9 protein-coding genes, 3 tRNA genes and 3 rRNA genes are annotated in these 14,938 nt (G+C 52.3%); 3 read left to right on the plus strand and 12 right to left on the minus strand.

Annotation, left to right across the window (positions count from 1 at the left end; translation table 11 throughout):
• Positions 1–46: 46 nt before the first annotated feature.
• Positions 47–880, plus strand: a complete 834-nt coding sequence (gene hdfR / locus ACQ0PY_RS24215) for an HTH-type transcriptional regulator HdfR (protein WP_042998770.1) — start codon at positions 47–49, stop codon at positions 878–880.
• A gap of 104 nt (positions 881–984) precedes the next feature.
• Here hdfR and ACQ0PY_RS24220 read toward each other — a convergent pair.
• The 6 genes from ACQ0PY_RS24220 to ACQ0PY_RS24245 form a co-directional block, all read right to left on the minus strand.
• A tRNA-Trp gene (locus tag ACQ0PY_RS24220) sits at positions 985–1,060 on the minus strand.
• A gap of 8 nt (positions 1,061–1,068) precedes the next feature.
• Positions 1,069–1,145 (minus strand) — tRNA-Asp (locus ACQ0PY_RS24225).
• Positions 1,146–1,199: 54 nt separating this feature from the next.
• Positions 1,200–1,315, minus strand: a 5S ribosomal RNA gene (gene rrf, locus ACQ0PY_RS24230).
• Between the two features lie 96 nt (positions 1,316–1,411).
• A 23S ribosomal RNA gene (locus tag ACQ0PY_RS24235) occupies positions 1,412–4,317 on the minus strand.
• 196 nt (positions 4,318–4,513) lie between these two features.
• Positions 4,514–4,589: transfer RNA gene (locus ACQ0PY_RS24240), tRNA-Glu, on the minus strand.
• A 171-nt stretch (positions 4,590–4,760) separates the two neighbouring features.
• Positions 4,761–6,302: ribosomal RNA gene (locus tag ACQ0PY_RS24245) — 16S ribosomal RNA — on the minus strand.
• Together the 16S, 23S and 5S rRNA genes with 3 tRNA genes alongside form the textbook arrangement of a ribosomal RNA operon.
• A 494-nt stretch (positions 6,303–6,796) precedes the next feature.
• On the opposite strand from ACQ0PY_RS24245, the gene ACQ0PY_RS24250 reads away from it, so the two are divergent.
• Positions 6,797–7,516: a FadR/GntR family transcriptional regulator gene (locus tag ACQ0PY_RS24250; RefSeq protein ID WP_042998769.1), complete on the plus strand. Its 720-nt coding sequence runs from the start codon at positions 6,797–6,799 to the stop codon at positions 7,514–7,516.
• Positions 7,513–8,940 (plus strand): multidrug transporter subunit MdtD, encoded by a 1,428-nt coding sequence (gene mdtD, locus ACQ0PY_RS24255; protein WP_044268176.1) that lies wholly within the window; start codon positions 7,513–7,515, stop codon positions 8,938–8,940. The genes ACQ0PY_RS24250 and mdtD overlap by 4 nt, the downstream gene beginning before the upstream one ends.
• On the opposite strand, the gene rbsR is transcribed toward mdtD, so the two are convergent.
• The 6 genes from rbsR to rbsD form a co-directional block, all read right to left on the minus strand.
• Entirely contained in the window at positions 8,906–9,904 is a 999-nt protein-coding gene (gene rbsR / locus ACQ0PY_RS24260) for a ribose operon transcriptional repressor RbsR (RefSeq protein WP_080721904.1), read from the minus strand. The two genes, mdtD and rbsR, sit on opposite strands and share 35 nt — an antisense overlap.
• Before the next feature lie 3 nt (positions 9,905–9,907).
• Positions 9,908–10,837 carry a ribokinase gene (rbsK, locus tag ACQ0PY_RS24265; RefSeq protein WP_109740599.1) on the minus strand — a complete coding sequence of 310 codons (930 nt, stop codon included), beginning with the start codon at positions 10,835–10,837 and terminating at the stop codon, positions 9,908–9,910.
• Between the two features lie 107 nt (positions 10,838–10,944).
• Positions 10,945–11,835 carry a ribose ABC transporter substrate-binding protein RbsB gene (gene rbsB / locus ACQ0PY_RS24270; RefSeq protein ID WP_042998766.1) on the minus strand — a complete coding sequence of 297 codons (891 nt, stop codon included), beginning with the start codon at positions 11,833–11,835 and terminating at the stop codon, positions 10,945–10,947.
• 24 nt (positions 11,836–11,859) lie between these two features.
• Complete coding sequence (gene rbsC, locus ACQ0PY_RS24275; RefSeq protein ID WP_042998765.1) at positions 11,860–12,825, minus strand: ribose ABC transporter permease; 966 nt, start codon at positions 12,823–12,825, stop codon at positions 11,860–11,862.
• A 5-nt stretch (positions 12,826–12,830) separates the two neighbouring features.
• Positions 12,831–14,336, minus strand: coding sequence for a ribose ABC transporter ATP-binding protein RbsA (rbsA, locus tag ACQ0PY_RS24280; RefSeq protein ID WP_061069422.1), 1,506 nt, complete (start codon positions 14,334–14,336; stop codon positions 12,831–12,833).
• Between the two features lie 7 nt (positions 14,337–14,343).
• The gene (rbsD, locus tag ACQ0PY_RS24285; protein ID WP_042998763.1) at positions 14,344–14,763 is read right to left on the minus strand and encodes a D-ribose pyranase; all 420 of its coding nucleotides are present in this window, start codon (positions 14,761–14,763) and stop codon (positions 14,344–14,346) included.
• Positions 14,764–14,938 lie beyond the last annotated feature (175 nt).

Below are 14,938 nucleotides of genomic sequence, written 5' to 3' on the forward strand. Positions count from 1 at the left end.
ACAAAACATTTAAATCATAACGACAAATAATTTTGCGGAGAGCACTGTGGATACGGAATTGTTAAAAACTTTCCTGGAAGTTAGCCGAACGCGCCACTTTGGCCGGGCTGCGGAAGCGCTCTACCTGACTCAGTCGGCGGTAAGCTTTCGCATCAGACAGTTGGAAAATCAACTGGGTGTGAATCTTTTTACCCGCCACAGAAATAATATCCGTTTAACGGCGGCCGGCGAGAAGCTTCTGCCCTATGCGGAAACGCTAATGAATACTTGGCAGGCAGCACGTAAAGAGGTCGCCCATACATCCAGACATAATGAATTTTCAATCGGTGCCAGCGCCTCTCTGTGGGAGTGCATGCTCAACGGCTGGTTGGGACGCTTGTATCAGTCACAAGAGCCCCAGAACGGCCTGCAATTCGAAGCCCGTATTGCGCAGCGCCAGTCACTGGTAAAACAGTTGCATGAACGTCAGCTTGATCTGCTTATCACCACAGAAGCCCCAAAAATGGATGAATTTAGCAGTCAATTACTGGGGTATTTCACCCTGGCGTTATATTGCGCCAGCCCCTCAACGATGAAAGAGGCTCTGAATTATCTGCGCCTGGAGTGGGGGCCAGACTTTCAACAAAACGAAGTGGGATTGATTGCTGCCGATGAAGTCCCGGTACTCACCACCAGTTCTGCTGAACTGGCCAGACAGCAACTTCATGCTCTGAACGGCTGCACATGGTTACCCACACGTTGGGCAAAAGAGAAAGGAGGTTTGCATACTGTTGCAGACAGCGCAACGCTTTCGCGTCCGTTATACGCTATTTGGCTGCAAAATAGTGATAAACATGTACTGATCAAAGATCTTCTAAAGATAGATGTACTGGGAGAATAAGCAGAAATGAGATTGGCAAGGATGCCAGAAAAGGAAGAGATCGGTATCTGGAGGCGCGTTTTACAGACAAAAAAAATCCTTAGCAGATGCTAAGGATTATTTTCTGGCAGGGGCGGAGAGACTCGAACTCCCAACACCCGGTTTTGGAGACCGGTGCTCTACCAATTGAACTACGCCCCTAATTAGGGTGGCGGAACGGACGGGACTCGAACCCGCGACCCCCTGCGTGACAGGCAGGTATTCTAACCAACTGAACTACCGCTCCACCGAATTTTTCTACAACCACTGATTTTTACATCAGTTTACTGCTTAATTTGATGCCTGGCAGTTCCCTACTCTCGCATGGGGAGACCCCACACTACCATCGGCGCTACGGCGTTTCACTTCTGAGTTCGGCATGGGGTCAGGTGGGACCACCGCGCTAAAGCCGCCAGGCAAATTCTGTTTATTAACCCGCCTTTCGCCGGTTAATCTAATCTGTAATCACGCTGAAAATTTTCTCTCAATCCGCCAAAACAGCTTCGGCGTTGTAAGGTTAAGCCTCACGGTTCATTAGTACCGGTTAGCTCAACGCATCGCTGCGCTTACACACCCGGCCTATCAACGTCGTCGTCTTCAACGTTCCTTCAGGACCCTTAAAGGGTCAGGGAGAACTCATCTCGGGGCAAGTTTCGTGCTTAGATGCTTTCAGCACTTATCTCTTCCGCATTTAGCTACCGGGCAGTGCCATTGGCATGACAACCCGAACACCAGTGATGCGTCCACTCCGGTCCTCTCGTACTAGGAGCAGCCCCCCTCAATTCTCCAGCGCCCACGGCAGATAGGGACCGAACTGTCTCACGACGTTCTAAACCCAGCTCGCGTACCACTTTAAATGGCGAACAGCCATACCCTTGGGACCTACTTCAGCCCCAGGATGTGATGAGCCGACATCGAGGTGCCAAACACCGCCGTCGATATGAACTCTTGGGCGGTATCAGCCTGTTATCCCCGGAGTACCTTTTATCCGTTGAGCGATGGCCCTTCCATTCAGAACCACCGGATCACTAAGACCTGCTTTCGCACCTGCTCGCGCCGTCACGCTCGCAGTCAAGCTAGCTTATGCCTTTGCACTAACCTCCTGATGTCCGACCAGGATTAGCTAACCTTCGTGCTCCTCCGTTACTCTTTAGGAGGAGACCGCCCCAGTCAAACTACCCACCAGACACTGTCCGCAACCCGGATTACGGGCCCACGTTAGAACACCAGCCATTAAAGGGTGGTATTTCAAGGGCGGCTCCACACGAACTGGCGTCCGCGCTTCAAAGCCTCCCACCTATCCTACACATCAAGGACCAGTGTTCAGTGTCAAGCTATAGTAAAGGTTCACGGGGTCTTTCCGTCTTGCCGCGGGTACACTGCATCTTCACAGCGAGTTCAATTTCACTGAGTCTCGGGTGGAGACAGCCTGGCCATCATTACGCCATTCGTGCAGGTCGGAACTTACCCGACAAGGAATTTCGCTACCTTAGGACCGTTATAGTTACGGCCGCCGTTTACCGGGGCTTCGATCAAGAGCTTCTCCTTACGGATAACCCCATCAATTAACCTTCCGGCACCGGGCAGGCGTCACACCGTATACGTCCACTTTCGTGTTTGCACAGTGCTGTGTTTTTAATAAACAGTTGCAGCCAGCTGGTATCTTCGACTGATTTCAGCTCCACGAGTAAATCGCTTCACCTACGCATCAGCGTGCCTTCTCCCGAAGTTACGGCACCATTTTGCCTAGTTCCTTCACCCGAGTTCTCTCAAGCGCCTTGGTATTCTCTACCTGACCACCTGTGTCGGTTTGGGGTACGATCTGATGTTACCTGATGCTTAGAGGCTTTTCCTGGAAGCAGGGCATTTGTCACTTCAGCACCGTAGTGCCTCGTCATCACGCCTCAGTGTTAAAGTGAACCGGATTTACCTGGAACACACACCTACACGCTTAAACCGGGACAACCGTCGCCCGGCCAACATAGCCTTCTCCGTCCCCCCTTCGCAGTAACACCTGGTACAGGAATATTAACCTGTTTCCCATCGACTACGCCTTTCGGCCTCGCCTTAGGGGTCGACTCACCCTGCCCCGATTAACGTTGGACAGGAACCCTTGGTCTTCCGGCGAGCGGGCTTTTCACCCGCTTTATCGTTACTTATGTCAGCATTCGCACTTCTGATACCTCCAGCATGCCTCACAGCACACCTTCACAGGCTTACAGAACGCTCCCCTACCCAACAACACTTAGTGTCGCTGCCGCAGCTTCGGTGCATGGTTTAGCCCCGTTACATCTTCCGCGCAGGCCGACTCGACCAGTGAGCTATTACGCTTTCTTTAAATGATGGCTGCTTCTAAGCCAACATCCTGGCTGTCTGAGCCTTCCCACATCGTTTCCCACTTAACCATGACTTTGGGACCTTAGCTGGCGGTCTGGGTTGTTTCCCTCTTCACGACGGACGTTAGCACCCGCCGTGTGTCTCCCGTGATAACATTCTCCGGTATTCGCAGTTTGCATCGGGTTGGTAAGCCGGGATGGCCCCCTAGCCGAAACAGTGCTCTACCCCCGGAGATGAATTCACGAGGCGCTACCTAAATAGCTTTCGGGGAGAACCAGCTATCTCCCGGTTTGATTGGCCTTTCACCCCCAGCCACAAGTCATCCGCTAATTTTTCAACATTAGTCGGTTCGGTCCTCCAGTTAGTGTTACCCAACCTTCAACCTGCCCATGGCTAGATCACCGGGTTTCGGGTCTATACCCTGCAACTTAACGCCCAGTTAAGACTCGGTTTCCCTTCGGCTCCCCTATTCGGTTAACCTTGCTACAGAATATAAGTCGCTGACCCATTATACAAAAGGTACGCAGTCACCCCATAAAGAGGCTCCCACTGCTTGTACGTACACGGTTTCAGGTTCTTTTTCACTCCCCTCGCCGGGGTTCTTTTCGCCTTTCCCTCACGGTACTGGTTCACTATCGGTCAGTCAGGAGTATTTAGCCTTGGAGGATGGTCCCCCCATATTCAGACAGGATACCACGTGTCCCGCCCTACTCATCGAGCTCACAACACATGCAATTTTGTGTACGGGGCTGTCACCCTGTATCGCCGGCCTTTCCAGACCGTTCCACTACCACACATGCTGATTCAGGCTCTGGGCTGCTCCCCGTTCGCTCGCCGCTACTGGGGGAATCTCGGTTGATTTCTTTTCCTCGGGGTACTTAGATGTTTCAGTTCCCCCGGTTCGCCTCGTTAACCTATGGATTCAGTTAACGATAGTGCAACGAATTGCACTGGGTTTCCCCATTCGGACATCGCCGGTTATAACGGTTCATATCACCTTACCGACGCTTTTCGCAGATTAGCACGTCCTTCATCGCCTCTGACTGCCAGGGCATCCACCGTGTACGCTTAGTCGCTTAACCTCACAACCCGAAGATGTTTCTTTCGATTCATCATCGTGTTGCGAAAATTTGAGAGACTCGAACACACCATTAACAGTGTGTCGTTTCAATTTTCAGCTTGATCCAGATTTTTAAAGAGCAAATATCTCAAACATGACTCGCTGAGTCAGTTTTGAGATACAAAGGCCGGCGACTTTCACTCACACAAACCAGCAAGTGGCGTCCCCTAGGGGATTCGAACCCCTGTTACCGCCGTGAAAGGGCGGTGTCCTGGGCCTCTAGACGAAGGGGACACGAAAATTGCTTATCACGCGCTGCGTGATATTTTCGTGTAGGGTGAGCTTTCATCAATAGAAAGCGAGCGGCCTTATTCTGTTCAGCCTCACTCCCAACGCGTAAACGCCTTGCTTTTTACTTTTCATCAGACAATCTGTGTGGGCACTACAAAGGCAGGTTCTTTAAGGTAAGGAGGTGATCCAACCGCAGGTTCCCCTACGGTTACCTTGTTACGACTTCACCCCAGTCATGAATCACAAAGTGGTAAGCGCCCTCCCGAAGGTTAAGCTACCTACTTCTTTTGCAACCCACTCCCATGGTGTGACGGGCGGTGTGTACAAGGCCCGGGAACGTATTCACCGTGGCATTCTGATCCACGATTACTAGCGATTCCGACTTCATGGAGTCGAGTTGCAGACTCCAATCCGGACTACGACATACTTTATGAGGTCCGCTTGCTCTCGCGAGGTCGCTTCTCTTTGTATATGCCATTGTAGCACGTGTGTAGCCCTGGTCGTAAGGGCCATGATGACTTGACGTCATCCCCACCTTCCTCCAGTTTATCACTGGCAGTCTCCTTTGAGTTCCCGGCCTAACCGCTGGCAACAAAGGATAAGGGTTGCGCTCGTTGCGGGACTTAACCCAACATTTCACAACACGAGCTGACGACAGCCATGCAGCACCTGTCTCACAGTTCCCGAAGGCACCAAGGCATCTCTGCCAAGTTCTGTGGATGTCAAGACCAGGTAAGGTTCTTCGCGTTGCATCGAATTAAACCACATGCTCCACCGCTTGTGCGGGCCCCCGTCAATTCATTTGAGTTTTAACCTTGCGGCCGTACTCCCCAGGCGGTCTATTTAACGCGTTAGCTCCGGAAGCCACGCCTCAAGGGCACAACCTCCAAATAGACATCGTTTACGGCGTGGACTACCAGGGTATCTAATCCTGTTTGCTCCCCACGCTTTCGCACCTGAGCGTCAGTCTTCGTCCAGGGGGCCGCCTTCGCCACCGGTATTCCTCCAGATCTCTACGCATTTCACCGCTACACCTGGAATTCTACCCCCCTCTACGAGACTCAAGCCTGCCAGTTTCGAATGCAGTTCCCAGGTTGAGCCCGGGGATTTCACATCCGACTTGACAGACCGCCTGCGTGCGCTTTACGCCCAGTAATTCCGATTAACGCTTGCACCCTCCGTATTACCGCGGCTGCTGGCACGGAGTTAGCCGGTGCTTCTTCTGCGGGTAACGTCAATGGCTAAGGTTATTAACCTTAACCCCTTCCTCCCCGCTGAAAGTACTTTACAACCCGAAGGCCTTCTTCATACACGCGGCATGGCTGCATCAGGCTTGCGCCCATTGTGCAATATTCCCCACTGCTGCCTCCCGTAGGAGTCTGGACCGTGTCTCAGTTCCAGTGTGGCTGGTCATCCTCTCAGACCAGCTAGGGATCGTCGCCTTGGTGAGCCGTTACCTCACCAACAAGCTAATCCCATCTGGGCACATCCGATGGCAAGAGGCCCGAAGGTCCCCCTCTTTGGTCTTGCGACATTATGCGGTATTAGCTACCGTTTCCAGTAGTTATCCCCCTCCATCGGGCAGTTTCCCAGACATTACTCACCCGTCCGCCACTCGTCAGCAAAGCAGCAAGCTGCTTCCTGTTACCGTTCGACTTGCATGTGTTAGGCCTGCCGCCAGCGTTCAATCTGAGCCATGATCAAACTCTTCAATTTAAGTTTGATGCTCCTAGAATTAAACGTCGTAATGAATTACGTGTTCACTCTTTGAGACTTGGTATTCATTTTTCGTCTTGCGACGTTAAGAATCCATGTCACTCTGAGTGCCCACACAGATTGTCTGATAAATTGTTAAAGAGCAGTGCCGCTTCGCTTTTTCTCAGCGGCGCGGGGTGTGCATAATACGCTTTCCCGCTTCAGAGTCAAGCATTTATTTCGCTTTTCTCTGTCGGTGTTCATCACTGGTTTTCACCGGAGAACCCTGCTGACCCGGCGGCTTGTGTGCCGTTGTTCCGTGTCAGTGGAGGCGCATTATAGGGAGTTATTTCGGGCTGACAAGGGGAAATTTAAAATAATTTTCCGAGTGTTCTTTTTTTCACCAAAACCGGTATTAACGTGCCATAAAATAAGCGTTTTGCTGTTTTTGCAGCCGCAATCACACTTCCTGGTGGCATACTAATGAGTAAGAAAAAGATAAAGGACAAAGAGTCATGCCTTTAAGCGCACAACAGTTGGCTGCACAGAAAAACCTTTCCTATGTCCTGGCTGAGAAGCTGGCGCAGCAGATCCTCAAAGGTGCATATGCCCCTGGCGCCATTCTTCCTGGCGAAATTGAGCTTGGCGAACAGTTTGGTGTGAGTCGGACCGCCGTTCGGGAAGCAGTTAAAACATTAACGGCCAAAGGGATGGTGCTGCCGCGCCCTCGCATTGGCACCCGAGTGATGCCACAGGCAAACTGGAATTTCCTCGATCAGGAATTACTCACCTGGTGGATGACTGAAGAGAATTTTCAGCAGGTTATTGAACACTTTCTGGTGATGCGTATCAGCCTGGAGCCTCAGGCGTGCTCGCTGGCGGCAACAATCGGTACCGCAGAACAAAAAGCGCATCTGAATACATTGATGGAAGAGATGGTGGCGCTGAAAAAAAACTTTAAGCGCGAACGCTGGATTGAAGTGGACATGGCCTGGCATGAGCACATTTATGAAATGAGCGCGAACCCGTTCTTAACCTCTTTTGCCTCGTTGTTTCATTCTGTCTACCATACCTATTTTAATTCAATTACTTACAACACCGTTGTGAAGCTGGATTTGCATCAGGCGATTGTCGATGCCATTGCACAAAGCGACGGTGACGGTGCGTTTAAGGCCTGTCAGGCGCTACTGTTCGCCCCAAATGAACGTCCAGAAAATAACCAGGATTGTGCATGACCAACAAAAAAGCACGCAGTATGGCCGGATTGCCGTGGATAGCGGCAATGGCTTTCTTCATGCAGGCACTGGACGCCACTATTCTAAATACCGCTTTACCCGCCATTGCCCAGAGTCTCAATCGCTCCCCACTGGCAATGCAGTCCGCAATTATCAGTTATACCCTGACGGTAGCCATGCTAATTCCGGTGAGCGGATGGCTGGCCGATCGCTTTGGTACCCGACGCGTATTCATGATCGCTGTGAGCTTGTTCACGCTCGGCTCACTAGCCTGTGCGCTTTCAAGTACGTTACCGGAGTTGGTTATCTTTCGCGTGATTCAGGGGATTGGTGGCGCAATGATGATGCCCGTTGCTCGCCTGGCATTATTAAGAGCTTACCCACGCAGTGAACTGCTGCCGGTGCTGAATTTTGTGACGATGCCTGGACTGGTCGGCCCCATTCTGGGTCCCGTACTGGGAGGCGTTCTGGTCACCTGGGCCAGTTGGCACTGGATTTTCCTGATCAATATTCCGATAGGAATCGCCGGTATTTTATATGCGCGCAAATATATGCCGAACTTCACCACCCCTCGGCGCAAATTTGATATGACTGGCTTCTTTCTTTTCGGCCTGAGTCTGGTGCTCTTTTCCAGCGGGATGGAGTTATTTGGCGAGAAAATTGTCGCCACCTGGATAGCACTGACCATTATTCTGCTGAGTATTGTGTTACTGCTGGCTTATATTCGTCATGCGCGACGCCATCCCACCCCGCTTATTTCGTTGTCACTATTTAAGACGCGCACTTTCTCCGTCGGCATTTCCGGTAACCTGGCAACCCGTCTGGGAACAGGATGTGTGCCGTTCCTGATGCCATTGATGCTACAGGTAGGATTTGGCTTTCCGGCGCTGATTGCCGGTTGCATGATGGCGCCCACCGCGCTGGGTTCAATACTGGCGAAGTCGATGGTGACGCAGGTACTGCGCCGTCTGGGTTATCGAACCACCCTGGTGGGCATTACGGTCTTTATCGGATTGATGATTGCGCAGTTTTCTCTGCAATCTCCCGCCATGCCCGTCTGGATGTTGATTCTGCCGTTATTCATTCTCGGGATGGCGATGTCGACGCAATTCACCGCAATGAACACCATTACGCTGGCCGATCTGACCGATGATAACGCCAGCAGTGGCAACAGCGTACTGGCCGTTACGCAACAACTGTCCATCAGTTTAGGGGTAGCGATAAGCGCGGCGGTGTTACGCATTTATGAAGGGATGGAAGGAACCAATACGGTCGAACAGTTCCACTACACCTTTATAACGATGGGTGCGATTACGATCGTGTCAGCCCTGATGTTCATGTTGCTGAGAGCCAAAGATGGCCGCAACCTGATCAAAGAGCGACACAAACCTACACGGAACCCCGCGCCATCAAAACAGGAGTAAGTTGCAAACGCTGCTGTTGTAGGGCGGGTTGCGCCATCCGATGAATCAGAACATCGATGGCCAGCTCACCCAGTTCATCTTTCGGCTGATGAATCGTGGTAAGCGGCGGCGTCATGTAACGCGCCAGTTCGATGTCATCGTAGCCAATCACCGCCATGTCCTGCGGAATTCGCAATCCGGCCTGGTACAACGCCTGATAGGCGCCGACGGCCATGGCATCATTGCCGGTAAACACAGCGTGGGGCCGATGTTGATGCGAAAGCAGTTTCTGCATGGCCTCAAACCCACCGCCAAATTCAAAATCACCGGTAATTTCGTAACCGTCCGGGATATCCAGCCCGGCACGCTTCATCGCTGCGCGATACCCTTCCAGACGCAATCGCGCCGGGGTTTTATCCAATGGCCCGGTAATGCAGGCGATACGGGTAAAACCTTTATCAATCAAATGCTGTGTAGCCAGGTCGCCGCCAAGCAACGAGTTATCCTGAATAAGATCGCTATCACCATCGCCATCAAAAGGCGACCAGTCCATCATAACAGTAGGGATAGAAGGATAGCGCTGCATGATCTCACGCGATGGCTGGTGTGTTTCGGTACAGAGCAACAATAAACCATCCACCCGCTTTTGCATCAGGGTTTCCAGATTACGGTTCATGCGCTGCTCATCGCCTTCAGTATTGCATAACACCAGGCTGTAGCCGCGTTCAAAACAGCTGCGCTCAACGCCACGCACCAGTTCGGAATAAAAGGGGTTGGTACTCGCTGTAATCAGCATGCCGATGGTGCGCGTCTGATTCAGCTTCAGGCTGCGCGCCAGCGCAGAAGGGGCGTAATTTAATGACTTGATCGCCGCATCGACTTTTTGAGTTATCGCTTCACTGACAAAGCGATCCTTATTAATGACATGCGAAACGGTTGAAGTGGAAACGCCCGCCAGGCGGGCAACATCCTTCATGGTAGCCAAGCGTTACCTCTGCTGACCTAAAAACGCCTCAATTTCTTCACGCCACGGCACGGAAGGCTGTGCTCCTTTACGGGTCACCGCAATTGCCGCAGCGGCATGCGCAAAGCGGATTGCGTCAGACAACGGTTTTTCTTCCAGCAGAGCGGTGATCAGCGCGCCGTTGAAGGTATCGCCCGCAGCGATAGTATCGACAGAGTCAACTTTAAATCCAGGTATCCGACTGCCTTCGCCATTCACACTGGCCCAGACACCCCGGCTTCCTAATGTAATCAATACGGTACGAATGCCTTTTGCATGCAGTGCCTGGGATGCTTTCGCTGCGTCAGCATCAGTTTCGACACGGATCCCCGTCAGCTTTTCCGCTTCGGTTTCGTTGGGGGTGATGATATCCACCAGCGCCAGCAGTTCGTCGGATAACTCACGCGCCGGAGCCGGGTTCAGCGCCACAATCGTATTGTTTTGCTTTGCGATCTTCGCGGCCGTCAACACGCTTTCTATCGGCGACTCCAGTTGCATCAACAATGCAGATGCCTGAGCAATGCGCTCACGCTGCGCCTCAACGAATGCAGGGGAAAGCGCCGCATTAGCGCCAGCATGAATACCAATAACGTTTTCACCGTCGCCGTTCACAAAAATCAGCGCCACGCCGGTGGACTCACCGCTAATGACACTGATCGAATCGACGTCAATGTTGTCACTGACAAGCTGTTTACGGATGTTACTTCCGATATCGTCATCGCCCGTACAGGCAATGAACGCAATATTAGCCCCACTGCGACCCGCAGCCACCGCCTGATTCGCCCCTTTACCGCCAAAAGCCACCTGATAGTGATTTCCGGTGACGGTTTCGCCTGGCGTAGGGAATGTTTCAAGGTTCAGGATATGGTCGGCATTAATGCTGCCTAGAACGACAAGACTGCCTGCGGTTTTCATGTTCGGGGTGTCCATCTGAGATCGCCACCGGTATTACCCGGTGGCGTATGCCACACTTTTCTTTATATTTAGTCCCTCAGGCGACACGCGGTCGCCTGAATCGCCAGTTACTGCTTGATGACCAGCTTCAGGTCAACTGGATATTTGGCCTGAACTTTCTCGCCTTTCAGCACCTTATCCGCTGTCTCAACGCCTTTCGCGCCGATCTGGTCCGGTAACTGTGCGATAGTCGCAGCCAGTTTGCCATCATTTACCGCTTTTTCGCCATCAGGCGTACCGTCAAATCCGACCACCATCACATCAGATTTACCTGCGGTTTGCAGAGCACGCAGCGCACCCAGCGCCATTTCATCGTTCTGTGCAAAAACAGCCTGCACGTCCGGATGCGCAGTCAGTAAGTTCTGCATAACGTTCAGACCCTTAGTGCGGTCGAAATCTGCCGGCTGACTGGCCAGAACGTTAAATTTGTGTGCCGCAACGGCCTGCTGGAAACCTTCACCACGCTCACGCGCCGCGGAAGTCCCGGCAATACCTTGCAGTTCAATGACTTTTGCGCCTTCACCGGCTTTTTTGGCGATGTAATCACCGGCGATTTTCCCGCCCAGCACGTTATCAGATGCGATATGGCTGACGACGTCACCTTTAGTTGCCTGGCGGTCAAGGGTAATCACCGGGATATTCGCCTGGTTCGCCATCTTCACTGCGTTACCCACCGCGTCGGAATCCGTCGGGTTGATCAGCAGAATTTTAGTACCACGTACGGTTAAATCCTGAACGTTCGCCAACTCTTTCGCCGGGTTGTTCTGAGAATCCAGTACCACCAGGTTGTAACCCAGCTTGTCAGCCTCTTTCTGCGCCCCGTCTTTCAGCGAGACAAAGAACGGGTTATTAAGCGTGGAGACCACCAGCGCAATGGTATCTTTCGCCATTGCGTTCGCGCTCACGGTGGCGCTTAGCGCAACAGCAGAAACCAGGGTAGCCAGTTTTTTCATGTTCATATTTAAGATGTCCTGTAGTCGTTGTTACTGCTTTTTGTTGTCTACCAGTACCGCCAGCAAAATCACCACCGCTTTGACGATCATCTGGTAATAGGAGGAAACACCTAACAAATTCAAACCATTATTGAGGAAACCCAGAATTAATGCGCCGATCAAGGTCCCAACAATACGACCTTTGCCGCCCGCCAGACTGGTCCCACCCAGCACAACGGCTGCGATGGCATCCAGCTCATAGCCCGTACCGGCAGTCGGCTGGGCAGAGGAGAGGCGCGCCACTTCAATGATGCCCGCCAGCGATGCCAGCAGCCCACACAGTGAATAGACGATAATCTTGATTTTACTGACGCTAATGCCAGACAGACGCGTTGCCGCTTCGTTACCACCCAGCGCATAGATATAGCGACCCAGACGAGTGTGGTGCAACATGTACCATGCCGCCAGGAAAACAATACCCATGATCCAGACCGGCGTTGGAACCCCCAGCGGACGACCGATACCGAACCAGCCAAACAGATCGGCATTATCGGTAAAGCCCGTATTAACCGGACTCCCGTTGGTGTACACCATTGTCACGCCGCGCAGCAGTAGCATCATGACCAGCGTGGCGATAAACGCCTGCACGCGGCCTTTCGCCACAATCACACCTGTGACTGCGCCAACAGCGGCACCTAATGCCAGGGCAGCAGCAACGGCCACCAGCGCGTTAACTTCAATCCCTACAATTGAAGCCGCCACCGCGCCGGTGAGCGCCAGCAAGGAACCGACAGACAGATCGATACCCGATGTCAGGATCACCAGCGTCATCCCCACCGCCATAATGGCGTTCACGGATGTCTGTTGAAGAATGTTGAACAGGTTATTGACGGTAAAAAAGTTAGGGCTCAACGTCGAGACAATCGCGATCAGCACCAGCAGGGCGATGAGCGACTTCTGCTCCATCAACCACGCTTTGGTGAAATAACGGCGACCAGAAACAGCCTGGGTAGTCATCTTTTTTACTCCTGATTCACGCGATTAAGCTTGCCTACAGCGGCAGCCATCAGAACTTCCTGGGTGGCCTGCTCGCGAGTGAATTCACCGCCGAGATGCCCTTCATGCATGACGATAATGCGATCGCTCATGCCTAATACTTCTGGCATCTCAGAGGAGACCAGAATGATGCTCAGGCCGTCGGCCTTAAACTGGTTAATTAACTGATAAATTTCTTTCTTGGCCCCCACGTCCACGCCGCGGGTAGGCTCATCGAGGATCAGCACCTTCGGACGGGTCATCAACCCACGGGCAATCGCCACTTTTTGCTGGTTGCCACCGGACAGCAGACCGATAGCCTGTTCCATCGACGGCGTCTTCACGTTGAACAGGCGGATAAAATCGCTTACCGCCTGTTGCTCATCCTTATGCTTCAGACTGCCGCCGCTGCGACTGAAATAGCGCAGCGCGGTCAGCGACATATTCTCTTTTACCGACATACCGAGCACTAAACCGTCGCGCTTGCGGTCTTCAGAAATATAGACGATACCGTTCGCCAGTCCGTCCTGCGGAGAACGAGTGATCACTTCATGCCCGTCGAGCGTGACATAACCACTGGTGCGTGGCAGCGCGCCATACAGAACCTTCATCAGTTCGGTACGCCCGGCTCCCATCAGGCCCGAGATCCCTAATATTTCACCTTTACGCAGAGTAAAAGAGACATCATTCACACCGGGTCCGCACAGGTTATCGACCTTCAGACGGATGTCACCAGGCGCTTTATCCAGGCGCGGATACTGCTCTTCGAGCTTACGTCCCACCATCATCTCTATCAGGGAGTCTTCGGTCAGCGAGGCCACTTCACGTTCGGCAATAAACTGCCCGTCGCGGAAAACGGTCACGTCATCGCAAATCTCGAAGATCTCTTTCATGCGGTGAGAAATATAGACAATACCGCGCCCCTGCGACTTCAGTTCGCGGATCACGCGGAACAGGGATTCGGTTTCGGTATCGGTGAGCGCATCCGTTGGCTCATCCATAATGATGACTTTCGACTCAAAGCTCAGCACTTTGGCGATCTCGACCATCTGCTGGTCGCCAATCGACAATTCACCAACCTGGCGGTCGCTCTTAAAGCGCAGATTGAGTTTAGCTAACAGGAGATCCGCTTCGGCATACATTTTCTTCCAGTCAATCTTGCCAAAGCGGTTAACGAATTCGCGGCCGAGGAAAATATTTTCCGCAATGGTGAGCTGTGGGATCAGGTTAAGTTCCTGATGGATGATGCCGATACCGGCTTCCTGGGACGATTTAGGGCCATTAAAGGTGGTTTCTTTACCCAGCCACAACAGCGAACCCGCATCACGGGTATAGATACCGGTCAGCACTTTCATCATGGTGGATTTGCCGGCACCATTTTCCCCCACCAGCGCCATCACGCGGCCGGGATAAACATTGAGTGCGGCGCCGGATAGCGCTTTCACGCCAGGGAACGCTTTATCGATCCCTTTGAGTTGCAGTAATGCGTCCATGACAGCCTCAGAAAGTGACGCCAGCACAGAGAATGATATTCGCATACGGGGAACACTCCCCGCTGCGAATTACCGCCTGACTGTCTGCGGTTTGTTTTTTAAATTGTTCATGCGTGGTGTAACGAATTTCTATGGTATTTCCCTGGTGTTGTTGCAGTTGCTCGATATGGCTGAGCAACGTTTCGTGGAGCTGCGGATTATGTTGTTTAATTTCCGTCGCGAGAATGGCCGACTCAACCTGCATTTCACGGGTCACCACATCCAGTACCTGCATAAAAGAAGGTACGCCCTGGGTTAATGCCATATCAATACGCGTAGTTCTGTTCGGGATGGGTAAACCTGCATCACACACCACCAGCGTATCGGTATGCCCCAGACGGGAGATCACCGATGAAATCTCTGAATTGAGTACAGTGCCTTTCTTCATTTTCTTACTCCACTAGCGAAACGTTTCGCTGGTATTGAGTGTAGTCTGAGAAGTGAGCAAATAACCATCATTACGTAACAGATTTGTGATCACCGTCGAAACGTTTCGCTAAGTGAAATGGCAAGAGAGACAAAGCAGAGCTGGACGGGAAGAAAAATGCCGGGCAAGCGTTGCG

The organism is Citrobacter sp. LST-B2 (assembly GCF_057983045.1).